The organism is Alkalihalophilus pseudofirmus (assembly GCF_029094545.1).
Taxonomy (GTDB): Bacteria; Bacillota; Bacilli; order Bacillales; family Bacillaceae_D; genus Alkalihalophilus; species Alkalihalophilus pseudofirmus.
In genome coordinates, this window is sequence record NZ_CP117835.1 from 2,177,465 (window position 1) to 2,201,689 (window position 24,225).

Here is a 24,225-nt window from a genome sequence, read left to right on the forward strand (position 1 = left end):
TGTCAAGATTCTACCATTATATGGTTTAGGTGGTAAAGAGATGTGAGTTGGAGTGCTGAGTGTCTTGAGACTGACGCAATTATTATTGGACTAGATACAATTGCGACTGACACCGACGCAATTGTCCTCTCAATCGGCGGAATTAATGCAGACAGACGCAATTGACCCCAGAACAGACGCAATAACCTATGCAACCCGCTCAATTATCTCCGCAACCTACGCATAAAGCGTGTGAAAAGATACAATTGCCGGCAAGGTACACCTACAAACGACCTCAAATAAATGACCTTTATTTCACCATCATCACAAAACTGATTCCTAAAATGGCCAGAACAAGCAGGTGAACACCATTCGTTCGCAGTCCTGTCTGTACTCCTGTCATGCCGACTAGCCGGCTGACCATTAAATTTAATCCTGAAAAAGGACTTAAAGCAGCTGATATGGACCAAGTGAGCAACAAAAGCATAGCCAGTGACAGCGTACTGATTCCTAACTCATCTGCATTAAGCTGCATGGCAAGAGCAGCAATAACGGCAATTTGATGAATGCCGATATAAGTGACAAGCAGGACAAGAGCCATGATAGCCATGGCAAATAATAAAAATGATTGTTCAGCTATTACGATTAGCAGCTCACTAATCTTATTTGCGAAAGTGGTCCCTTGAAGAGCGTGAGCTAATACGCCGGCACTCATAAACAGCATAATTTCATTGTTTAACATCGGGACCGATTGATCACGGTACCCCTTTAATAGTGGATTGAGTTTCCTCCAGCTTTTCGTTAATACTCCCCACATTAGCGGAAGGATCACAGAAATCATGCTCACGATTATGACCATCGACCACTTTGTCACATACTCTATTGCTAAGGACGAACTCATAAGGATCATCACAAATAAGACTAGTTTCAGCAGCTGCCATTTATGTGTTTTATCTAATTGCTTTTGGGGAAATCCTTCTGCAGAAACGGTATGGTTTCTACTCCATAGATAAAATAAAAGATTGCCAATAAGGAGTGAAAGAATAGAGAGCCCCATGCCATAGATAATATAGCGGCCCACTGGCATATTTAAGTAATATAAGATTAGAGAAACAGAAGCAAAGTAGGGAGACCACATTAGTGCTGATGAGAATCCAATTAAATAGCTTTTAGCTGACATTTCTGATGGGAGCTTTAGACTCTCTAAAAACTCACTGACGATTCTTATCGATCCTAAATTTAAGATTGGACTCAAAATAAATAATGAACTTGTAATGCCGAAGAACAGTTTTCTCGGATGATGCAGCAGATTTTGTAAGAACGACTCTACGGATTGGAAATATCCATTCAGTTTGAGCGGCATCGAGAGCATAGGAGAAAGTGTTACTAAGCAAAGAAGAGGCAAAATGAGTAAAACCCCCTCACTCACCCCATGAAACCCAGCTCCTTTACTAAATTCCAACGCTATCCCTGTTCCCATCATGATAAAACCAATTATTCTTGGAAATCCTCGAGAAAAATAGGCACTTGTAATGAAGGCTAGCACAGCTATCACAACGACCACGTACCCTAACCATGTAAGCTCTGCGAAGTATTGTATAAGAAATAAAAAACACATCGATAAAATGAGATAACTACGCAGCAGCTGCCCCTTTCCACTAAACGAAGACATGGCGTTCAATTAAGAGATCGGCGCAGGATTAAATAGTGTTAGATCATTACTAATTCCCCACTGATCAGCCCATGTTTGTTTTCTTCCGCTCGCAACATCGAGGATAAAATGAAATAATTCCCAACCTACTTCTTCAATCGTCGCTTCACCAGTTGCAATGGTACCGGCATTTATATCAATTAAGTCCTTCCATTCTTCCATTAATGAATTTCGGGTGGACACTTTAATCACTGGTGCCATTGAGAGGTTATACGGTGTACCTCTCCCTGTTGCAAACACCTGTAAGTGCATACCAGCAGCCAACTGCAACGTACCGCAGACAAAATCACTCGCTGGAGTGGCTGCAAAAAGCAGTCCTTTTTCCGTTGCTCTTTCCCCAGGGGGGACAACCCCTGAAATGGGACTGGTGCCTGATTTCACAACAGACCCTAACGATTTTTCCACCACATTGGATAGCCCGCCTTTTTTATTACCTGGAGATGGGTTTGCACTGCGGTCTGCCTCGCCTTTTTCTAAATAGGTATCATACCACTTCATCTCTTGAATAAGCGAGCGGCCTACCTCTTCATTTACTGCCCTTTCTGTTAATAAATGAATCGCGTCTCTGACTTCTGTCACTTCAGAAAACATCACAGTTGCACCTGCCCGAACAAGTAAATCTGCTGCATATCCTATTGCCGGATTCGCTGTTACACCCGAGAATGCATCACTTCCACCGCACTGCAAACCTACGACTAACTCTTTCACAGGGATCGTCTCTCTTTGCCTTTCATTTAACTTCGCTAACCTAACTTCAGCCATTTGGCAAATCTCCGTCACCATCGCCTCAAATCCAGGCTGTTGTTGAAGGGATAAAATATTTGATGGCCCGCTTAGTTGTTCAGGCTGAAGCTTCTCACACCCTAACCCCACTACTAACACTTCTCCACCAAAATTAGGATGAACGGCGATATGTTGAATGGTACGAATTGGTATTTTTGCTTCAGGTGCACCAATCGCTACCCCGCAGCCATAGGCGTGATTTAGAGCAACAACATCGTGAACATTTGGGTACTGCGGCAGAATGTCTTTTTTGATTTTCTCTACTGCATAATCTAGGACACCTGTTACACACTGTACGCTTGTCGTAATTCCTAAAATATTTTTGATTCCTGCTGTTCCGTTTGCATTTCGATATCCTTCAAATGTATAACCCTCTAGAGGCGGAAGGGGTTCGTGTTTTCGCGAAGCTATCGACAAATGATCTAAATCAGGCGGTTTAGGCAAGTCTATTAATGACTCCTTGACCCAGCTTCCGGTCGGAATAGAAGATAATGCATAGCCGATAATTTCCCCGTAACGTATAATTGGTTGATTTTGCTCGATGTCAAAAAGAGCCACTTTATGCCCTTGCGGAACAAATTCGATCAACTCTAAACCACAGGTGAAGGCTGTTCCCTTTTTGAGGCCGCCTGAGTTTACAATAATCGCAACGTTATCATTCTCATGTACTTTAATATAAAGCGGGATGTCATTTACTTTTGTATGTACATCCATCCGAACCTCTCCTTTCTTAGTCATAAAGCAGATTGGTTGACTGGCCAGCTGGGCTTTTTACCTGTTCATACTGCATTACTAATAACGGCATACCCTTTTTCCATTAAATAGGAAGAACCGACACCTGAAACACCTTTTGCAATCACTACTTTATAGCCCACAGCCTCATCCTCCTACTCTCGAACAAGGCATGGTCGTTTATTGTCAAACTTCCAACCTGGGATCAAATACTGCATCGCGATTGAATCATCACGCACCCCAAGACCCTCTCTTTTATAAAGCTCATGTGCTTCTTCAATCTGATCAAAATCTACCTCTACCCCTAAACCTGGAGTATTTGGAACATCGACTTTCCCATCTTTAATTTGGAACGGGTTTTTCGTAAGATACTGCCCATCTTGCCAAATCCAATGCGTATCAATTGCCGTGATCTCACCAGGCGCAGCAGCTGACACATGTGTAAACATAGCAAGGGAGATATCAAAGTGATTATTAGAATGAGAGCCCCATGTTAAGCCCCAATCGTGGCACATTTGAGCGACACGTACCGAGCCTTGCATCGTCCAGAAGTGAGGATCTGCTAGTGGAATATCGACTGATTGTAAAGTAATAGAATGCCCCATCTGTCTCCAGTCCGTAGCAATCATATTTGTGGCTGTTTTTAACCCGGTTGCCCGTCTGAATTCTGCCATAACCTCACGGGCGGAATAGCCATTTTCTGCACCACATGGATCTTCTGCATAAGCGAGCACATCATGTTTATCACGACATAGTTCAATCGCTTCAGCTAGAGACCAGGCACCGTTTGGATCAAGTGTAATTCTTGCCTTTGGAAAACGCTCGGCAAGGGCTGTCACTGCTTTCATTTCTTCTTCACCAGATAAAACTCCGCCCTTTAGTTTAAAATCATTAAACCCGTAGCGTTCATGAGCAGCTTCAGCTAAACGAACGATAGCCTCTGGTGTCATCGCTTCTTCGTGACGAAGACGCATCCACTCATCCTCATTATCAAGATTACTTAAGTATGGCAGGTCTGTTTTCGTTCGGTCTCCTATATAAAACAAGTAACCTAGCATTTCAACTTGGTCACGCTGCTTGCCTTCTCCGAGCAATTCGGCTACTGGCACACCTAAATGTTTCCCGAGTAAATCTAGAAATGCAGACTCTAAAGCTGTAATCGCATGTATGGTAATGCGCAAATCAAATGTCTGCAGTCCACGGCCGGCTGAATCACGATCAGCAAATTGATGCCGAATGACGTTTAAAATAGAATTGTAGGTGGCTATCGATTTTCCAACAATTAAAGGTGCCGCATCTTCAATTGTTTTTCGAATGCCTTCTCCTCCAGGAACTTCGCCAACCCCAATATTTCCAGCGCTATCTTTTAATATGACAATATTTCTAGTGAAAAACGGGCTGTGTGCTCCGCTTAAATTTAAGAGCATACTATCATGACCTGCTACAGGAATGACCTTTACCTCACTTACAACCGGAGTAGATGTAGCTTTTTCTTCTTTAACTTGTTCGATATGCATCCTGATCCCACCTTTATAGATTGAATAAATAAATTGATAGACTGATTCAAGCGCGACCACCAGAATGATTTATTCTAGTGGTCACGCTCTTTTATTTAACAAATACAGTTTTAATTGAAGTGAAGAACTCTTTCGCTGCCTGCCCTTGCTCACGAGAGTGCGAGCTTGATTGCTTCATTCCGCCAAACGGAGCTTGCAGCTCAACTCCAGCACTTTCTGAATTCACACGGACAAGTCCCGCTTCCATCTCATCCACAAAGGAAAGCATCTGTTGGATATTTGTTGTAAAGATGGAGGCACTTAACCCAAACTCCACGTCATTTGCCACTTTAATCGCATCTTCTAAGCGATTCACTTGAATAAGGGCAATGACAGGACCGAAAATTTCTTCTTGAGCAATCGTCATATCAGGTGAAACATTTTCAAAAATGGTAGGTTCTACAAAATAACCTTTATCAAATACTCCCCCTTTTAATCTGTTCCCACCAGCAATGAGTGCCGCTCCTTCTTCTTTTCCTTTTTCAATGTAGTGAAGTACCGTATTTAACTGATTTTCACTTGCAGAAGGGCCCATCCACACATTCTCACCAAGACCATCACCTATTGTAATTTCTGCTGTTTTTGCGAGAAGTTTCTCTTTAAATTCTTCATACACGTCAGCTTCCACTATCACTCTGCTTGTTGCGGTACATTTCTGGCCTGTTGACCGGAATGCCCCGCTGATCGTTGCTTCAACAGCTAGATTAAGATCTGCATCTTTTGTTACAATCACAGGGTTTTTACCGCCCATCTCAAGCTGATACTTCGCTCCGCGGGCAAGACAACCTTGGCCTATTCTTTTTCCAACTGAATTTGATCCAGTAAACGTAATCCCAGCCACATCCGGATGATCTGTTAATGCCTGACCGATCACAGAGCCAGAACCTGTAACCAAGTTCACTACACCTTTAGGAAATCCTGCTTCTTCTAAACATTCCACTACTTTTGCACATGTCACAGCTGCCTCTTGAGCCGGCTTTATGACGACTGCATTGCCATAAATTAAGGCTGGGGCCATTTTCCATAATGGGATCGCGACCGGAAAATTCCACGGAGTAATCACACCAACAACACCTAATGGAGCTCTTTTGGTAAACATGAGGGCACTTGGGTCTGTGGAAGGAATGACGTCCCCTTCGCTGCGCAGACCTTCCCCGGCATAATACCTGAGGATTGCCACACCACGAGCGGTTTCTCCTTTCGCTTCCGGTAAGGTTTTGCCCATCTCGCGAGTCATACATTCTGCGATTTCATTTAATCTGTTCTCTAAAATGTCTGCTGCCTTAAATAAGTACGCGCCTCGCTCATTTCCGGAGAGCTTTCTCCAAGCTTGCTGAGCTTGTTTAGCGGCCTTTACTGCATCATTAAGTTCTTCTTTTGTAGACATTTGAATTGCACCCACAACATCATCCGTATTAGCTGGGTTGAGGTTCGTTTTCACTTCTCCGCTTACTGATGCAACCCATTCACCATTTACAAAATTTAAGTACGTTTTATTTTTTGTTTCAACTGTCATGAAATATAATCCTCCTTCTTTTTTAAATAGATTTATAGATTGGAGATTTCTTTTTGTTCTGCAGGGTATTTTTCTAACGCTTTCTTAATGATTTTGCTTAGTGTTTCGTAATGATCGCTTTCTACAGCAATACACGGCGGTCTTACTGAATTCTCTACTGGGAAGCCCTGAATGTTCATTCCAGCCTTAATCAATGAAACAGCATATCCTTTTCTCGCTTTTCTAATTGAATTAATCGGCAGTAACACATTTACATAAATATCATTGACGACATCCTCGTTGCCTTCTTTAAGTGCTTCAAAGAAAAGGCGTGAAATATGCGGCATGTAATTTGACATCGCTGATGAGTAAGAATTAAAACCGATTTTTGCATAAGCCGGCATTGTAATCTCAGCAAACGGCATTCCATTTAACCATTCCAATCGATCACCAATTGTTTGAACGAGCTCTAAATTCAACTCCATATTACCCAGACCGTCTTTTAACCCTACAATTTGAGGGAATTCATTAACTAAACGTTGGAGTGTGTCAAGATTAACAATTGCATTGTCACGGTTATAAAGAATCGCGTCTAGCTCACTCTCTTTGACAATGGCTTTGTAGTACTGATACAATCCTTCTTGCTCCCCGTCAATTAGGTATGGAGGTAAAATTAAATATCCATCTGCCCCAAGATCCTCAGACAGCTTAACTAATTCAATAGCATCGGTGATGTTGCCGCCAACACCTGTGTATACAGGAACTCTGCCAGCAGTCGTTTCAACCGCAACCGCAACCATTTTCTGATATTCTGCTCGACTGATCGCATGAAATTCACCAGAACCGCAAGCAATAAATATAGAGCTGAGTCCTTCATTTATTAGAAAATCGATATTCACTGCCAGTGCTTTCTCGTCAATTGTACCTTTTTCATTGAAAGGTGCTGTTGGGAAACCAAGAATACCTGTTGGGAATTTTTTTCTAGAATTCATCTCTTCATCTCCTATTGTTTGTTTTATGATTTAATTGTCTTACAAATAACTCTAAAAATTTTTTGTTCTTATACTAGCTATAATTAATCTGTTTATTCTTCTGCATACAGCTCCTCATAATAGGCTTCTGCTTCCTGCATGTAGCTTGCAGCCTCTTCTGGACTCATATAAGTTGGTGCTACTAAATACTTTTCAGCTTCTGCGCGGTACTCATCATTTGCAACAACTGTTTCTACAGCGTTTGTAAATGTCTCAACTACTCCGTCTGGTGTATCAGTTGGAAATCCGAAAAAGAAGAATTTCTCGAAGCTGCTATTAACACCTTGCTCTATAAAAGTAGGTACATCAGGCATTAAGTCAGATCTTTCAGCTGCCATTATTCCAAGCGTTCTCATATCACCCGACTCAACATACTCTTGCACTAAACCTAACGACGTTGGAACGATATCAATATGCCCTCCGAGTAGTGCAGCAACTTTATCAGCAGCGCCGCCCACATCAACGATATTCAGCTCGATATCTTGATCTTGCTCAAGTGCTAACAGCTGCAAGTGAGTAAAACCGCCAACTTCAGTTGCAATCGATACTTCATTTGGGTTTTCACGAGCATACTCTACTAAGTCTTGCAAGTCTTCAAATTGAGAATCACTGTTGACCATGAACGTATTTCCTTCATCTAAGATTGGGATGCCAGCTAGTTTAAAATCATCAAAACTAAAGTCAACCAAGCCCAGGATCTTGTTTAGAAGCAGAGAATTGTGGAAAAACAGAACGGTTTGTCCATCTGCAGCAGAATCTAGCACTTCACGAGCTCCAACTGTTCCACCTGCTCCTGTTACATTTGAAATGACAACTGGCTGCCCAAGTTCTTGCTCTAAGTATTTAGCGAATGTTCTAGCGTTAATGTCTGTGTCGCCGCCAGCACCGGCAGGAACGACAACGGTGATTAGACCTGCTGGATAGTTAGACGCAGCGGCTTCCGAACTACTTCCTTGCTCTCCGTTTCCTGATGATTCACTTGCCTCACCAGATCCACCCTCACTAGAACAGCCTACAATCGCAGCACCTAGAAATAAAACAGCGAACATAAATACAAGCTTTTTCATATAACCTATCATCATACAACCTCCCCAATTGTTTTTATCTATCTTAATAGAGTTTCTCTATTAAAATCTTAATTAGATTCCTGTGTTAATTCCGCCAGCCTCATCTAGTTTTTTCTTTTTGTACGTATCTCTTAACTTAAATACAATGGATAAAACAGCGAGGATCAGAAAGACTGCTGCAATCGGCTGAGTAAGAAATGGAATAAAATCTCCTTGAGAATACATCAAGCCACGACGCAAATTCGTTTCAACAAGCGGTCCAAGGATAAATCCAAGAATGATCGGTGCAATCGGAAATTTATATTTAATGAGTAAATAACCAAGGATCCCAAAGAATAACAATGCCGCAGCATCGAACATTCTGTTGTTTACGCCAATGGCCCCTACTACACATAAAACGAGAATGATCGGCAGCAAAATGTATTTAGGTATACTTAGGATTTTCGTAAAGAACCTCATTCCGTAATAGAGAAAAGCAATCATCGCAATATTGGCAATAATTAAAGCGATGAAGATCCCATACACTACATCCCCGTTATTTTGAAATAACAGCGGTCCTGGAGTGAGGCCATGAATCACTAACCCGCCTAGTAAAAGGGCTGTAACTGTGTCTCCTGGTATCCCTAGAGCAATTAACGGTACAAGCGCTCCGCCGACTGCAGCATTATTAGCTGACTCTGATGCAACAACGCCATCAGGGGTGCCTTTCCCAAATTCCTCTGGATGTTTAGAGCGGTTTTTCGCTGTTACATAGGCAATTATATTAGCTGTTCCGCCGCCAATACCAGGCAGAATCCCAATCCCTGTTCCAATAAAACTTGACCTTAGCCCATTCCAACCCTGCTTAAAGAAATCTTTAACCGAAAAACCGAAGCCTTTCATTTTGTAGTCAACGGACTGCCCTTTTGAAATTTTCCGTTCGGACGCTTTGATAATTTCTGCAACAGCAAAGAGTCCAATCAGCACTGGCAAGATATTAAATCCGGCATCGAGGGCACTATAACCGAACGTGAACCTAGGAAACGCATCAATTGGTGCAGATCCGACCATCGCTAGTGCAATCCCTAATAATCCGGCGATCAACCCTTTGACAAGTGAATTCCCTGCAAGACTAGAAATCATCGTTAATGCAAATATCGTAATGGCAAAATATTCGTAAGGTCCAAATTTCAATGCAATCGTTGCCAGCGGCGGTGATAAGAGCATTAAAATGATAATACTTAATAAACCACCTAAAAATGAGAAGAGAATTGCATACCCAAACGCTTTACCGACTTCTCCTTTTCTAGCCATCGGATACCCATCAAATGTCGTTGCGATTGAAGATGGTGTGCCTGGCAGTTTAAGCAGGATAGCAGGAATGAGCCCGCCTGAAATCCCCCCTATATACAAACCCATCAATATAGCCATGCCTTCCATTGGACTCATCCCAAACGTCATCGGAAGAACGATCGCGATGGCCATCGTTGCTGTTAAGCCTGGTATTGAGCCAAATACTAATCCTACTGCCGTTCCAAGTAAGATTAATAATATCGTTGATAAAGTCATGACTTCAGAAAAGCCTTGCATGAAAAGATCAAACACCTTCTCACCCCCTTATCCTAAAATCCCTGCTGGAAGTCTTAAGTAAAAAATATTCTTGAAACAATAATAGATAACACCAGATGAAATGACAGAGACCACTAAAAATAGTACGATTCTTCTTTGTGATTTTTCAGCCAATATATACATCTGTAAAAATAAGTAGACGACTGTCATAAGCAAAAATCCAATGATTGGAATGAGCGCAACATACCCAATCAATAATCCAATTGTTAGGAAAACAGACTTTTTGCTTATTGGCACGTTCTGATCAGCTTCAGTATCTTCATCACTCTCTTCTTCTGCTTGGGAAGCAGGGTTCTTTTGTTTTCTTATCGAGGTAATAAGCATGATGAAGCTAAGGATAAATAACCCTCCAGCTACTAATCTAGGAGCAAAATCTGCTCCTATCGCTGAAACAGTCATTTGTTGAATATTGTATGTGGCAATAAACATTAGCACTGAAACCGCTAATAAGAAAACGCTTGCAAAAGCATCTTGATTTCGTTGGATCATCGCATCCTCCCCCTCTCACTCTATTATGCTACCCTTCAAATTCTACTAAAGCTGCTAACAAGGCTTTAATGTAGCCGATTGAATACGCAAAGCCGACACTTCCATAACTCCAGCCAATATTCGAATGAGCCCAATTCCCGTCAAGGTCTGGGTTATCTCCTTCCATCATTGGTACGTGGTCTGGGTTTAAGCAGCCATTGTATCCAACTTTTCTAAGTTCTAATAAAATCTTATACATATTCATATCACCATCATCTAAGAGAGCTTCTTCAAATGCACCTGCTGTAGGCAAGGAACCGCGCACATTTCGAAAATGAACTAGAAAGATGCGGTCTTTTCTGCCGTATTGATTAATTTCATTCAATACAAGAGGGCTCCCACCTTCTTCTGCCCTCGTACCTACGCAATAGATGTAGCCTACATTTTTGCTTGGGAATTCATCCATGATCCTGCGGTATCCAAGTCCACCGAAGGGAGTATCATGATTAGGCGAATCCGATGGGTGCATCCCTAAATTCACATCGTAGTCTTCACAAGCTGGCACCAGTTCAGCGTAGGCCGCTCTAAAACGTGACCACCATTTTTCATGCTCTTCTAAAGTTGGTGTTACATAAGGTTCTTTTTGAAAGCCTAAGCTTTCTCCTCTAGCAATGGCACCGCCTCGCTGCCTGGCTTGATAGCTTTTTGTCATATAATTGTATGTATCTCCTGCAAATCGCTGTCTGACAATCTTAATACCAGCCTCACCGAAAACTTTTACAGCTTTAACGGAGTTTTCAAGCTCCAGCTCACTTCCATCGTCTTCGTTCATAAAGCGCTCGGAGAGATCCGGAAGCGTCACTCTGTTTACATCTAAACCGAATGAGCGAACCCGTTTTTTCATCTTAAGTACCTTATCTAAATCAGGAAAACCTTGTTCTTTCACTCCAGGAAAAGAAGAACCTGTACCAAAGTCCACACAATCCACACCAAGCTGGCACATTTGTCTCAATTCTGCGTCTGTTAAATCAAATTTAGTCGTGGTAACCGATACCTTCATCATATTGGTCATCTCCATTCAGATAAGAATACGCTTACATAGTTTTGTATTGTATTTGATTCAGCTATTTGTTTGTTATTTTAATTGTAAGACAAATGAATTTATAAGTCAATATTGAATTTTCTAAAAATATAGATTTTAAAATCAGCCAAATAATGATTAAAAGGTAACCATTATTTGGCTTCTTCCATCTTTTTCTTTAACGCTCGTAAGGCTTTCTTTCTTACAAAGTCTAAATGCCGATACATCGCACTGTATGCTTCGATTGGATCTCTTTTTGCAAGTGCATCATAGATGTCTTGATGATAGTTTAATGTAGCATTCAAATCACGATCCTCAATAGGGATCTGTTCTAACACTTTCATGTGAGATTTCTGCAGAGCATCAATCATCCCTTCAAATAGCGGGTTTCTGGCACTATGAGCAATTAATTTATGAAAACGCATATCAATCTCAGATGAATCATCAGTTGGCAGCTTTTTCATATCATCTATAGAATCTTTTAATTTGGCTAGCTCCCCGTCCGTAATTTTTTCAGCTGCAAGGGTTACGAGCCCCAATTCCAAAGCAATACGTGTTTCAATGATCGAAACCACATCACCTGCTGAGAGGGCGAGCATCATGGAAAATGGTTTACTCCCTATCTTTTCTGAAAAAAATGTCCCATGGCGCGTTTTCCGATTCACAATTCCCATCACTTCAAGTGATGTTAAGGCTTCCCGGATTACGGGCCTGCTCACATCACATATTTCCATTAACTCCATTTCAGATGGGATTTTATCACCTGGCTTCAACTGACCTGTCATAAGTAAATTTATGATTTCATCTATCACTTGTTTCGATAATGATTTCCGACTAAGCGATTTAATATCAACTTCTTTATTTTCTTCCACTGGAAAATCCCCCCTTCTTCTAAAGATGTATTTTAATTGTAAGACAAATAACTAGAAATTGAAAGCGTTTAATAAATATTAGAGATATAAATTAATTTATATGAATTTTGATGTAAGTTCCTCGCTACAAAAAACCCGAATAAGAGAACACTTCTCTCTACTCGGGCCATTGTTTATTTTTTATTCGGGTTTATTAGGAATATCAGGATCTACCGTGAAATCAGGTGCAAAACCTTTGTAGCGAACTTCGGCCATCATTCCTGCATTCGCATGATGGAATTCATGACAGTGGAACATCCATATCCCCGGATTTTTTGCTTCAAACACAATTTCATACGTTTCTCCTGGTCTGATATTCAAGGTATCTTTTACAATAGGCGACCCAGAAATTGGAGTGCCATCTTTTGAAATGACGTTGAAAAATTCACCATGCATGTGCATAGGGTGATCTACTTCTGTGTCGTTTTCAATAGTAAACTTTACAACATCGCCTTCTTCCACTTCATAGCTTTCATGGTTTGGAAACTGCTTATCATTAATTGTACAGGTTTCCCCTCCATCATCTGTCCCTAGAATCATCTCATATTCTCTTGTTATTTCGCCGTAATCTACTTCTTTTGTTTCACCGTAAGAACTTATATCAAAGAAAGAGGAGCTTGCTTCTTCAGTTTCAAGATCATTATCTTCATAACCTTCGTAAACAAGTGGAACGATTGCATCTAATCTCTCTTTATTTTCTTCTGCATAAATTTGAATGCCCCACGCACCAGTTTGATCCAGCTCAATTTCCACATCAAATCGTTCAGCAGGAGCTATACGGAATGGTGTACCTTGAATCGCCTCTGGTTCGTTTACAGCCTGTCCATCATAATGAGTGATTTTATAAGAGTGCCCAGGTATAGATACAACTTGGGTAAAGAGCCCGGCATTAACAAAACGAAGCTTTGTTTTTCCAACTTCCTGTACCTCAATCGCTTCAATTTCAGGCGCTGCCTTCCCGTTAATTAAAGGGGTATCATACATGCGGTTCATCATTTCTGCATGAGTCATACCGTCCATGTTATGATTCTCCCCTTCCTCATTAGAGTTCATATTTCCATGGTTCATGTGTCCATCATTCATATTTCCATGATCCATGTCTCCATCATTCATATTTCTATGATCCATGTCTCCATCATTCATGTTTCCCTGGTCCATATCACCCATCCCCATAGAAGACCATTCATCTATAACAATAACTTCGTCTATATCATAGTCTTCTTCATCTTTGGGCTCTACAATAAAGACTCCGTATAGTCCTTTATCTACTTGTCTAGCTCCATCTTGATGAGAATGATACCAATACGTTCCTGGAATGTCTGCTTCATACTCATAGGTAAATGTTTCCCCAGGCATAATTGCATTTTGCGTAATACCTGGCACCCCGTCCATTTCATTTGGAACCGGAAAACCATGAAGATGAAGGGCAGTAGGTTCATCTAATTGATTTTCTACATTGACAATCACCTTGTCTCCTTCTTGAACTCTAATCTCTTCACCAGGTAAACTGCCATTATATGTCCAAGCATCTTCCATTACCTCTTCATTGAACATCCAATGGGTTTCTTCTACAGTTAAATTAAATTCTTTGACTCCCTCATTATTTGAAGATGTGTTGATCGTCTCTTCTTTTTCCTCTTGAGTGACCTCCTCATCTGATACCTGCAGGTCAACCGCTTCATTTGAGCAGCCTGCTATTACGAGGGCAAAAGCTGTTGCAATCCCTGTCGCTTTCAAAGTCTTTTTCATTATTGGCGCTCCTTTCTTAAATCCTTATACTCCTAAAATAAACAAAAAATATTTAGAAAGTATGAAGAAACGATAGATATCTTAAAATTTATTATTGAAATTAGATAACCCTTGTCCCCTCTCTACATTTCTAATTTGTGTAGCAGTATTAAACCATCTTTTTCTCTTACATGAATACGAAAGCGATCACCTTTACAAAAGCCCGCACGCTTGGTTATTTCAGACGGGATCCGAATAGAGCCATTTTCACTAACGACCATTTTATTATCAACCAAAGATCCTATATCTTTTTTAATAAAAATGCTTGTTGTCCCAGGTACCAGACCAACAGTAATCAATACGCCTGGTTCAATTAGTAATGTTTTTCGAACGGTATAAGGAAGAGTGATATCTTGTCTGCTATTAAGTTTACAGTAAAAGGAATTCCCTTCTAGTTTTTTTAATGTTTCATCCTTTGTTCTACGCATCTTGTATCCCTCATTTCTAACGATCATCATAAAGAATAGATGATATGTATTTAGAAAGTATTAAGATCTTTAAAAAACGAAAAAAGCTGGATCTACTGAAAAGCAGACCACAGCTTTTAATCATTCTCTCGTTTTTTAATACAAAACTGTTAAGGGCGTAGTGACTTCTTTTATCCCGTCACCATATCTTTTAAGAGTTAGGAAGAATGTTCTCCATGTTCAGTCTCTGATTGAGGATGGTGATCATGGAAATCTCCTCGCTCAAATGGATCTTCTCCAGTAATTGCACCATATGCAACCATTACGAGCGCGACATACACAAATCCAGCTAACGCCCAATTTCTTTTATTGTTCATAAAAGGAGCCTCCTTTTATTTTGTAAACTTCACCTTCTGTAAACGTAGAGCATTTAATACAACCGATACGGAACTAAACGCCATTGCAGCACCTGCAACCCACGGGGCTAACAGGCCGACTGCAGCAATTGGGATGGCAGATGTGTTGTAAATAAAAGCAAAGAATAAGTTTTGCTTGATATTTTTCATCGTCTTGCGGCTCATATGAATCGCATCTGCTACACTATTTAAGTCGCCTCGCATAAGTGTGATATCTGCCGCTTCAATCGCAACATCTGTACCTGTTCCGATGGCCATTCCGATGTCAGCAACTGCAAGGGCAGGCGCGTCATTAATCCCGTCACCAACCATCGCTACTTTCTTCCCTTGCTTTTGCAGCTTCTTAACCTCAGAACTTTTTTGCTCTGGAATGACTTCTGCTATGACGTGCGTGATCCCAACTTGGCTGGCAATAGCCTTGGCAGTACGTTCATTGTCACCGGTTAGCATGATCACTTCAAGCCCCAAATCATGCATTCTTTCAATTGCTTCTTTTGAGGTTTCTTTCACCGTATCAGCAACCGCGATAATCCCTGCAAATTGCCCTTCCACAGCTATTAGCATCGCCGTCTTCCCTTGGTTTTCTAGTTCTTCCATTAAAGAATCTGCGTTCTTCATAGGAACAGAATGTTGTTTCATTAAGTTTCTAGTCCCAGCTAGAATCTCTTTATTATCGACAATAGCACGGATTCCATAGCCTGGAATTGCCTCAAAGTCCGTTGAGTCATTTAGACTGATCCCTTTTTCTTTAATTCCTTTGACAATTGCCTGAGCTAAAGGGTGCTCTGAATGTTTTTCGGCAGAGCCGACATAATATAAAACGTTTTCTTCAGTGAAGCCCTCAGCAATTTCTACATCCGTTAATTCCGGCTGTCCTTTTGTGACGGTCCCTGTTTTATCTAACACAACTGTTTGGATGTTCTGCGTATTTTCTAAGTGTTCGCCGCCTTTAAATAATAACCCCATCTCAGCTGCACGGCCTGATCCCGCCATAATAGAAGTTGGAGTAGCTAGGCCTAGTGCGCATGGGCAGGCAATAACTAAAATGGAGATCATTGGAATTAATGCTTGACGTAAATCTCCAGGCGCAACAATAAAATACCAAATAAGAAATGTAGCAATGGCAATAGCTACTACGACTGGAACAAAGATTCCTGACACTTTATCCACTAAACGCTGGATGTCAGCTTTAGATCCTTGCGCTTCTTCGACGACTTTTACGATTTGTGATAAAGCTGTATTTCTACCGACTTTTGTTGCCTTTACTTTAATCGATCCATTCTTATTAATAGTGGCACCGATCACCGGATCGCCTACACTCTTATCAACCGGAATACTCTCACCTGTAATCATTGATTCATCTATCGCAGATCTGCCTTCGATCAACTCTCCATCAACTGGAACTTTTTCACCTGGCTTGATGATAACGACATCTCCCACAATAACTTCTTCTGCAGGAATTTCCACCTCTTCTTCGTTCCGGATGACTCGTGCTGTTTTGGCTTGAAGACCAAGCAATTTTTGAATGGCTTGGCTTGTGCGGCCTTTGGCACGAACTTCAAACAGCTTTCCTAGCACAATTAAAGTAATGATCACAGCAGCAGCTTCAAAGTAAAGCTCAGGCATCCCTTGACCTCCGGCTGCCATCCATTCCCATCCTAAATAGATACTGTAAAAATAAGCTGCACTCGTTCCAAGCGCCACTAGCACATCCATATTGGCACTTTTGTTTTTTAGAGCTTGGTAAGCACCTTTATAGAATTGAGCACCTACAATAAATTGAACAGGTGTTGCGAGCGCTAATTGCACCCACGGATTCATGAACATACCTGGCATATACAAAAACGCCGTCATTTCAAAATGAGTAACCATCGTCCATAAAAGCGGTAATGTTAGAATGGCTGAGAAGATAAACTTCCCGTATTGCTTTTCAATTTCTTTTTCTTTATGGTCGACCGTCTCCCTTGCATCTTGCTTGGGAATGAGTGTGAATCCTAATTTTTTAATTGTTTCTACCATTTCATTCGGGTTAATAGCCCGGTTATCATATTCAACGGAAAGAGTTTCTAAGGCAAAGTTAACATTGGCAGATGAAACGCCCTCTAGTTTATTCATTCTTTTCTCAATCCGGTTTGCACAAGCCGCACATGTCATACCTGATATATCAAATTCTGTCTTGTCGTGAATGACCTGATATCCTAGTTTCTCGATTTTTGCTTCGAACTCTTTCTTATCAACGATAGAAGGGTCATACTTAATTGTTGTTTTCTCAAGGGCAAAGTTTACGTTAGCTTCTTCTACCCCTTCGACTCTAGATAACCCTTTTTCTATTTTATTGGCACAGGCTGCACATGTCATACCTGTTATAGTTAACGAAACTTCTTTTTGTTCCAATGTAAATCCCACCTAACCTCATACCCAGTATAGGTATATTTTTTTGAAAAAATATCGTGCTTCACAAGTAAGCACGACATTTTCCTAAATAGGGATGCTTATGATACTACATCATATCCTTGGTCTTCGATTACTTCCTTGATCGTTCCAAGGTTTAATTCGTTTTCGTTATAAGATACTTCCACTTGACCTTTATCAAGGGCAACCTTTACAGATTCAACTCCTGATAATTCGCCAACACTTCCTTCTACTGAACTTACACAATGCCCGCAAGACATTCCTTTTACTGTGAGTGTTTCTTGTGCCATTTTGAACCCTCCAAGAAATAGTTTTTAATCACTTCAACCTCAATATACTATACTAGGGTATAGTATTCAAGGGTTAAATAAAAAGTAAAGTATTAATTGCTTTTTTACATCTAGTATGAAGGCTTATTAGAGCATTTTCTTCATTACATCCATTAGTTCATCAATTGCCTTTTCACCGTTATCATTTTTAATAGCATTGGCTACACAATGACGAGTATGGTCCTCGACAAGTCCTAAAGATACTTTATTTATAGCAGCTTGGATAGCTGAAATTTGAGTCAATACATCTACACAATAGCGATCATTTTCAATCATATTATGGATTCCTCTAACTTGTCCTTCTATTCGTTTCAATCGGTTTAGCATTTGCTGTTTATTCGGCTGGACTGTTTTTTTTGCTTCCATAACCATCCTCCTTATACGTATACCCCGTAAGACTATCCTAACACAGCCTATTCAAAATTTCTAATACATCCTCCTCTTTTGCTTATTAATATAAGAAGAATCGTCTAATTACTCACAAAAAAATTCATTGACACTTAGAAATTCTAGACTTATAGTGTAATCATAAATGATAGTGATAATTGTTTTCAGTTAGATGGAGGGATTGGAGGCTACATAAAATGACTCGTCTTTATACAGAAGATTTACGTATCGGTTACGGTGAGAATGTCATTGTAAAGAATTTGAGTATAAACATACCTGATGGCAAAATCACAACCATTATCGGTCCCAATGGCTGCGGAAAGTCGACGCTGCTTAAAGCGATTACGCGTGTGATTTCCTCGCAATCTGGCAACGTCATACTAGACGGCGAGAGTATTTTCACGAAGGATACGAAGGCTCTTGCCAAGCAAATGGCGACATTGCCGCAGACTCCTGAGAGTGCAAGCGGATTAACGGTTGGAGAACTTGTTTCCTACGGTCGTTTCCCCTACCAGAAAGGATTTGGTCGTCTAAGTAAAAGAGATATCGAAGTCATTGACTGGGCTCTTAGTGTGACAGGTACTCTCGAGTATAAATATCGTTCGGTCGATGCCTTATCAGGCGGACAGCGGCAGCGGGTCTGGATTGCGATGGCCCTTGCACAGGAGACTGAGATTATCTTTCTGGATGAACCTACCACTTACCTTGATATGGCTCATCAGCTTGAAGTGCTTGAGCTGTTGCAGAGGCTTAATCATGAAGAAGGCCGTACGATTGTGATGGTGATTCATGACTTGAATCAAGCTGCACGATTCGCTGATCATATCATTGCGCTAAAAGACGGTCGCATCATTCAATCTGGTACATGTGAAGACGTCATTAAAAATGATGTTCTCAAGCAAGTGTTTGGAATTGATGCTGTCATCGGACGCGACCCGAATACGAACAAACCAATGTGTATTACTTACAATTTACTTAAAGGAGAAAACCACCATGAAAAAACAACTGCTCATTCCCTTTCTTATGCTCTTAGTGCTAGTTCTTAGCGCTTGCGGCAGCACATCAGAAGACTCTGCTTCTTCAGCTGAAGAAGATACAAATACTGAAGAGACTGGTACAATCACTTATCAGTCAGAAAACGGTCCGATTGAAGTTCCAGCTGATCCACAGCGTGTCGTTGTGTTATCTTCATTTAATGCAGGAAGCGTCATGGCTCTAGATGTTCCTATTGTCGGTGTTGATTCTTGGGCAAAAATGAACCCACGCTATGAGGAATATATTGGCGATGCAGCGGAAGTGACCGATGAAAGCTTAGAGCAAATTATTGAGCTTGACCCTGACCTTATTATTGCAGCACCAACAAACAACAACCTAGACAAACTGGGTGAAATAGCTCCAACTGTTACGTTTACGTACGGAGAGGTCGATTATTTAACGCAGCATGTTGAAATTGGCAAGCTGTTAAATAAAGAAGAAGAAGCACAAGCTTGGGTTGATGACTTCAAAGAACGTGCACATAAAGCAGGCGAAGAAGTGAAGGAAAAAATCGGCGAAGACGCGACGGTTACAGTTATAGAAAATTTTGATAAACAATTATATGTATTCGGCGATAACTGGGGCCGCGGCACGGAAATTCTTTATCAAGAAATGAAGCTTGAGATGCCTGAGAAAGTTCAAGAAATGGCTCAAAACGAAGGCTACTATGCTCTTTCTGTTGAAGTATTGCCAGAATATGCTGGTGATTATATGATCGTCAGCTCAGATGGTGCGGATACAGCGTATCAAGAAACGGAAACGTATAAGAACATCCCTGCTGTTGCAAATGAGCGTGTATTTACAGCAAATGCATCTGAATTTTATTTTAATGACCCAATTACACTAGACTTCCAATTAGACTTTTTCACTGAAAGTTTTTTAAGCAGTAATTAATAGTTGTTTCAATGATTAATTTGGGAGGAATCTAAAGCGGATTCCTCCTCTTATTTTATCCTATTATTTCAGAAGAAGAGTTGAGATGTGATGGTACATACTAAACGATTAATTAAATCTAAATCCGCAGCATTTCTTATAGCTGCAGCAGTATTTATCGCCATTTTTATAAGCTCCGTCTTGTTTGGCGCAGCTGATGTGACGATTCAGGATGTGCGGGCGGCTATGTTTACAAGTGATTCTGGTGAGAAGCTGTCGATGCTTCGTGAAATCCGCTTCCCACGTGCAGTTGGTGCAATGGCTGTTGGAGCTGCTCTTGCGGTTTCAGGTGCGATTATTCAAGGGTTAACGAGAAACCCGTTAGCTGATCCCGGCCTTTTAGGAATTACAGCAGGTGCGAATGTTGCGCTCGCTATTACAATCGCCTTTATCCCTGCCGCTAATTATTTCGGCATGATGATTGCCTGTTTTATTGGTGCAGCTGTCGGAACTCTTATGGTGCTTGGCATAGGTGCCTCCCGCCGCGGCGGGTTCTCCCCGTTTCGGATCGTTTTAGCCGGGGCTGCCGTAACGGCTTTTTTAACAGCCATCGCTGAAGGGATCGGGATATATTTTAAGATTTCTAAAGACGTCTCAATGTGGACGGCAGGCGGGTTGATCGGTACGTCTTGGGGACAGCTTGAAATAGTTACGCCCTTTATTTTTGGGGGAATTTTAATTGCGATCCTTCTGTCTAAGCAGCTGACAATTCTCAGCCTAAGTGAAGAAGTGGCTGTGGGGCTTGGCCAGCATACGACCAAAGTCAAAATCATGCTATTTATTGTAATTGTGATTCTCGCAGGTGCTGCAGTCGCGCTTGTTGGTAATATGGCATTTATCGGCCTCATGATCCCGCATATCGTTCGGGCAGTAGTTGGAACAGATTATCGCAATGTATTGCCGATGTCCGTCTTATTTGGTGCCGGTTTTATGCTTCTTTGTGACCTTGTTGGACGTACAATCAGTGCACCTTATGAAACCCCTGTTGCTGCAATTGTTGCAATCATTGGGCTTCCATTTTTTCTCTTTATTGTTCGAAAAGAAGGGAAGGCATTTTTATGATTCATCCAAGTATTATCAAAAAACAGCGCATGATTTTAATTGTCTTAACGGTTCTAATCATACTTACAGCGGCCATCGGAGCAAGCATAGGCCCCTCTTCCCTCTCTTTTAACCGCATCCTCCCTACTCTGTTTGGTCAAGGAGAATTTAAAGAGGAATTTATCTTATTTTCTGTGAGGCTGCCTAGAATTGTTGTAACTCTTCTTGCAGGTATGGCCCTTGCGTTATCGGGCGCAATCTTACAAGGCATTACACGAAATGATTTGGCTGACCCGGGTATTATCGGCATTAATTCTGGAGCCGGCGTTGGAGTAGCTGTCTTTTATTTATTTTTCCCGGTTAGTAATGGCAGCTTTGTCTTTTTGCTCCCTCTGATCGCCTTTGCCTCTGCCCTCATTACAGCAATAGCGATCTACTTATTCGCCTATAATCGTACAACAGGCCTTGCTCCTGTGCGGTTAGTATTAACGGGTGTAGGGTTTTCGATGGCTTTATCAGGTGTGATGATCTTGCTCTTTTCATCTGTTGATCCATTTAAAGTAGATTTTATTGCCAGGTGGATGGCAGGAAATGTGTGGGGGGCGGATTGGCCATTTATTTGGGCGATACTGCCTTGGCTTGTTATTTTAATTCCTTTTACGCTCTATAAAGCAAACCGATTGAACATTCTCGGGCTTGGTGAGCCGGCTGCGATTGGAGTTGGCATCCGTGTTGAGCGTGAACGATTTGTACTGTTGATCACAGCCGTAGCTCTTGCTGCATCAGCTGTTTCAGTTACTGGCGGCATTGCGTTTATTGGTTTGATGGCTCCTCATATGGCAAAGGCGTTGGTTGGACCAAGAAATCAGCTCTACATTCCTGTCGCAATCCTGCTTGGCGGCTGGCTCTTAGTGTTAGCTGATACGGTTGGACGAAATCTTGTCGAACCTGATGGGATCCCGACAGGCATCATGGTCGCGTTAATCGGTGCTCCTTATTTTATGTATTTGTTGATGAGAAAATAATAGATATTTATACGTTTACCTAATATAGCCCTAGTTATTTCATGGAGAGACAACCCTTGTTGAATAGAAGAAATTGAGATACAATATTTGAATCGATAAAGCAGGGATTGTATTAAATCTTGATCCCCAGAAAGGGTTGTATGAACGATGGAGAAAACAGATTCTCTATATACATTACTACAAAAAAAGAATCATATAGACTCCATCCAAGCCTACTATACTTACACTGAGCGTGAAAAATATTTACATCATGCGTTCCAGTTTGTAAGTTTTGCATTAAAGCATAATTATAAAGTCATATGTATAGAAGATGACTCTCTATATCAAGAATTGCTTTCTCAATTATCACTAGTATACTCTGATGATTTACTTAGGAATATCACTTTTTATGACAGCAGCGAATTTTATCTTGCCTCAAATGTATTTAAAGGCGAGGACCAGTCTTCAAAGCTATTAAATGCAATGAGGCCTGTTATTAACAATGGGGATCGTCTCATGATATGGGGCAATATAAAATTTGCAAATGAAAAAGTTGTTCTTCAACAACTCAAAAAGTTTAAAGTTTATTGCGATCCATATATTACAGAGCATCAAATATCAACAGTGTGTGCGATGAATGGGTTTAACACCCCTGCCTATATTCAAACTGAATTACTTAAAACACATAAATATTTTATGACCGATGATGAAATTACTAAATCAGGTATCTTTAAGATGGGGTATTACCACGTCGAAGAAGAATTAGAGAATAAACGTATACATATGATTGAACAACAGAACAGACAACTCTCTATTGATAATGAAAAATTGAGTAACGCGTATGAACTGCTTAGTAGAAAAAAGAAGGAATATCGCAAGTTATTAACCGAGTTACCCATTGCTACATTTATTACCAAATCAGATTGTATAGTATATGCGAACGAAAAAGCTCTCATAGATTTAGAGCTCCCGAACTTTGAATTTATTCATGATGTAAATGTATTTGATATCATTCAATTTATCGATCATTCCATTAAAGAGCAATGGTTACTTAGCCTTCAATCAAATCAAGATTTTCAACTGAAAGAAGTAGAACTAATCCTTTCTAATGGGCAGGTTAAAACGTTTGAGCTAAAGTCGATGCGTACTTGGTATCAAGGCGGCGAAGCCATTTTGCATGTTCTAATTGATTTAACTCCATATAAAGTGTTAGAAAAAGAAATGATTCGTTCAGAAAAATTAAATATCGCCGGGCAGTTGGCTGCAGGAATTGCCCATGAAATTAAAAACCCGCTTACTGCGATCAAAGGGTTCTACAAATTGTTTAAACTTAATATGGGGAAAGAATTCTATTATAAAATAATTGAAGATGAACTTAATCGGATCGAACAAATTGCTAATGAATTCCTAGCTTTATCTAAACCTCATTCAAATGTATTTGAAGTTCACTCGATTTCAAAAATCATTCAAGAAGTGAAAACTTTACTAGAAACAGAAGCGATTCTTAAAGGAAATGAAATTATAACGTCCTTTCAGAAAAGTGACGAGCTTTTCATTTATTGCGAGGAAACAAAAATGAAACAAGTATTTGTTAACCTCATTAAGAATGCCATTGAAGCTACAACAAACGGACACATATTTATAACGACCAATCTACGAGGCGAGAATGTAGAAATCAGCATACAAGATCAAGGCTGCGGGATTTCAGAAACCACTTTAAAAAAAGTGGGAGAGCCTTTCTTTACAACGAAAGAAACAGGAACTGGCTTAGGTTTATTGATTTGCGATAAAATTATTGACACTCATAATGGTACTAGGAGCATTGAAAGTACTAAAAATGTAGGAACTACGTACACAATCTTATTACCTCTAGCACAAAAACATTTGTCTTTAGATGCAGATTCACCTTCTTATAGTAAACAGTATATCTAAATGATTCAAATAAGCGACTGCAAATGTAATTAAATGTAAATTTACCTCGAGAGCATATTTTCTCTCGGGTTTTTTTACTTAAATTGGGTTATTATTCCTATTAACCACGTATGAAGAAA

General features: G+C 40.6%; 22 protein-coding genes. 6 read left to right on the plus strand and 16 right to left on the minus strand.

Going from position 1 to position 24,225, the window contains the following annotated elements; all coding sequences use genetic code 11:
• Window positions 1-42 precede the first annotated feature (42 nt).
• A complete protein-coding gene (locus PQ478_RS11735) occupies window positions 43-165 on the plus strand; it encodes a hypothetical protein (protein WP_289234345.1) in 123 nt (40 codons plus the stop codon).
• Between the two features lie 124 nt (window positions 166-289).
• Here PQ478_RS11735 and PQ478_RS11740 read toward each other — a convergent pair whose 3' ends face one another.
• The 16 genes from PQ478_RS11740 to PQ478_RS11815 form a co-directional block, all read right to left on the minus strand.
• Entirely contained in the window at window positions 290-1,441 is a 1,152-nt protein-coding gene (locus tag PQ478_RS11740; RefSeq protein ID WP_289234346.1) for a hypothetical protein, read from the minus strand.
• Between the two features lie 219 nt (window positions 1,442-1,660).
• Window positions 1,661-3,187: a galactarate dehydratase gene (garD, locus tag PQ478_RS11745; protein WP_289234347.1), complete on the minus strand. Its 1,527-nt coding sequence runs from the start codon at window positions 3,185-3,187 to the stop codon at window positions 1,661-1,663.
• A 173-nt stretch (window positions 3,188-3,360) separates the two neighbouring features.
• Entirely contained in the window at window positions 3,361-4,722 is a 1,362-nt protein-coding gene (gene gudD / locus PQ478_RS11750; protein ID WP_289234348.1) for a glucarate dehydratase, read from the minus strand.
• 91 nt (window positions 4,723-4,813) lie between these two features.
• The gene (gene gucD / locus PQ478_RS11755) at window positions 4,814-6,277 is read right to left on the minus strand and encodes an alpha-ketoglutaric semialdehyde dehydrogenase GucD (RefSeq protein ID WP_289234349.1); all 1,464 of its coding nucleotides are present in this window, start codon (window positions 6,275-6,277) and stop codon (window positions 4,814-4,816) included.
• A 32-nt stretch (window positions 6,278-6,309) separates the two neighbouring features.
• Entirely contained in the window at window positions 6,310-7,248 is a 939-nt protein-coding gene (gene kdgD / locus PQ478_RS11760) for a 5-dehydro-4-deoxyglucarate dehydratase (protein ID WP_289234350.1), read from the minus strand.
• 92 nt (window positions 7,249-7,340) lie between these two features.
• The gene (locus PQ478_RS11765) at window positions 7,341-8,369 is read right to left on the minus strand and encodes a tripartite tricarboxylate transporter substrate binding protein (RefSeq protein WP_289234351.1); all 1,029 of its coding nucleotides are present in this window, start codon (window positions 8,367-8,369) and stop codon (window positions 7,341-7,343) included.
• 57 nt (window positions 8,370-8,426) lie between these two features.
• On the minus strand, window positions 8,427-9,923 hold the full coding sequence (locus tag PQ478_RS11770) for a tripartite tricarboxylate transporter permease (RefSeq protein WP_435521081.1): 1,497 nt from the start codon (window positions 9,921-9,923) through the stop codon (window positions 8,427-8,429).
• A 27-nt stretch (window positions 9,924-9,950) separates the two neighbouring features.
• Window positions 9,951-10,451, minus strand: a complete 501-nt coding sequence (locus tag PQ478_RS11775) for a tripartite tricarboxylate transporter TctB family protein (protein ID WP_289234353.1) — start codon at window positions 10,449-10,451, stop codon at window positions 9,951-9,953.
• 28 nt (window positions 10,452-10,479) lie between these two features.
• Window positions 10,480-11,493 (minus strand): mannonate dehydratase, encoded by a 1,014-nt coding sequence (locus PQ478_RS11780; RefSeq protein WP_289234354.1) that lies wholly within the window; start codon window positions 11,491-11,493, stop codon window positions 10,480-10,482.
• Window positions 11,494-11,663: 170 nt separating this feature from the next.
• Window positions 11,664-12,383 carry a FadR/GntR family transcriptional regulator gene (locus tag PQ478_RS11785; RefSeq protein WP_289234355.1) on the minus strand — a complete coding sequence of 240 codons (720 nt, stop codon included), beginning with the start codon at window positions 12,381-12,383 and terminating at the stop codon, window positions 11,664-11,666.
• A gap of 180 nt (window positions 12,384-12,563) precedes the next feature.
• Window positions 12,564-14,171, minus strand: coding sequence for a multicopper oxidase family protein (locus PQ478_RS11790; RefSeq protein ID WP_289234356.1), 1,608 nt, complete (start codon window positions 14,169-14,171; stop codon window positions 12,564-12,566).
• Between the two features lie 122 nt (window positions 14,172-14,293).
• Window positions 14,294-14,638, minus strand: a complete 345-nt coding sequence (locus tag PQ478_RS11795) for an AbrB/MazE/SpoVT family DNA-binding domain-containing protein (protein ID WP_289234357.1) — start codon at window positions 14,636-14,638, stop codon at window positions 14,294-14,296.
• 197 nt (window positions 14,639-14,835) lie between these two features.
• Window positions 14,836-14,994, minus strand: a complete 159-nt coding sequence (locus PQ478_RS11800; protein WP_175585162.1) for a hypothetical protein — start codon at window positions 14,992-14,994, stop codon at window positions 14,836-14,838.
• Window positions 14,995-15,009: 15 nt separating this feature from the next.
• Window positions 15,010-17,391, minus strand: a complete 2,382-nt coding sequence (locus PQ478_RS11805; RefSeq protein ID WP_435521082.1) for a heavy metal translocating P-type ATPase — start codon at window positions 17,389-17,391, stop codon at window positions 15,010-15,012.
• A gap of 134 nt (window positions 17,392-17,525) precedes the next feature.
• Window positions 17,526-17,735, minus strand: coding sequence for a copper chaperone CopZ (gene copZ / locus PQ478_RS11810; protein WP_289234359.1), 210 nt, complete (start codon window positions 17,733-17,735; stop codon window positions 17,526-17,528).
• Window positions 17,736-17,861: 126 nt separating this feature from the next.
• A complete protein-coding gene (locus tag PQ478_RS11815; protein ID WP_012959014.1) occupies window positions 17,862-18,140 on the minus strand; it encodes a metal-sensitive transcriptional regulator in 279 nt (92 codons plus the stop codon).
• A 218-nt stretch (window positions 18,141-18,358) separates the two neighbouring features.
• On the opposite strand from PQ478_RS11815, the gene PQ478_RS11820 reads away from it, so the two are divergent.
• From PQ478_RS11820 to PQ478_RS11840, 5 genes are all read left to right on the plus strand, one after another.
• Window positions 18,359-19,207: an ABC transporter ATP-binding protein gene (locus PQ478_RS11820; RefSeq protein ID WP_289234360.1), complete on the plus strand. Its 849-nt coding sequence runs from the start codon at window positions 18,359-18,361 to the stop codon at window positions 19,205-19,207.
• Window positions 19,155-20,090 carry an iron-hydroxamate ABC transporter substrate-binding protein gene (locus tag PQ478_RS11825; RefSeq protein WP_289234361.1) on the plus strand — a complete coding sequence of 312 codons (936 nt, stop codon included), beginning with the start codon at window positions 19,155-19,157 and terminating at the stop codon, window positions 20,088-20,090. The genes PQ478_RS11820 and PQ478_RS11825 overlap by 53 nt, the downstream gene beginning before the upstream one ends.
• Window positions 20,091-20,180: 90 nt before the next feature.
• Window positions 20,181-21,191, plus strand: a complete 1,011-nt coding sequence (locus PQ478_RS11830; protein ID WP_289234362.1) for a FecCD family ABC transporter permease — start codon at window positions 20,181-20,183, stop codon at window positions 21,189-21,191.
• Entirely contained in the window at window positions 21,188-22,195 is a 1,008-nt protein-coding gene (locus PQ478_RS11835) for a FecCD family ABC transporter permease (RefSeq protein ID WP_289234363.1), read from the plus strand. Before PQ478_RS11830 ends, PQ478_RS11835 begins: the two co-directional genes overlap by 4 nt.
• Before the next feature lie 147 nt (window positions 22,196-22,342).
• Window positions 22,343-24,106, plus strand: coding sequence for an ATP-binding protein (locus PQ478_RS11840; RefSeq protein WP_289234364.1), 1,764 nt, complete (start codon window positions 22,343-22,345; stop codon window positions 24,104-24,106).
• Window positions 24,107-24,225: the final 119 nt, after the last annotated feature.